This window comes from Parachitinimonas caeni (assembly GCF_030129945.1).
GTDB lineage: Bacteria > Pseudomonadota > Gammaproteobacteria > Burkholderiales > Chitinimonadaceae > Parachitinimonas > Parachitinimonas caeni.
Genome location: NZ_JARRAF010000189.1, coordinates 1 through 453, shown reverse-complemented (window position 1 = coordinate 453; position 453 = coordinate 1). Strand labels below are relative to the sequence as shown.

Here is a 453-nt window from a genome sequence, read left to right as displayed (position 1 = left end):
CATTCGTGGTATTCGGCAGCGCTCCTGATCCATTCCCACTCCCCCCGCCCTCGCCCGCCGGCGAGGGGGCGCCGTTGGCGGGGGTGCGGATACCCGCCCCGGCCTGCACCAGCGGTGCCTGATTGGCACGCCAGCCGTAGTTGGCGTAGAGCAGTTGGCGATCGGCGGCGGTGAGAACCCCGTCGCCGTTGAGGTCTGCGGCCATTCCAGGTGGCTGCGTGGCGCCCGGCAAAGCCGGGCTGATGGAGGCCGTCGTGGTATTCGACGGCGTGCCTGTTTGATTCCCACTCCCCCCGCCCTCGCCCGCCGGCGAGGGGGCGCCGTTGGCGGCAGCCAGCGCCTGTTCGAACAAGGTGCTGTCCGTCCCATCCACCGCCCCATCGCGGTTGAGGTCGCCGGCGAGGCGGATGGTGACTTGGGCATCTCCCTTGCCGGTCAGCTGCAGCAGCTTGA

1 protein-coding gene is annotated in these 453 nt (G+C 70.2%); it reads right to left on the bottom strand.

From position 1 onward, the window contains the following. A partial coding sequence (locus tag PZA18_RS24250; RefSeq protein ID WP_284103458.1) for a dockerin type I domain-containing protein occupies positions 1–453 on the bottom strand: 453 nt, incomplete at both ends.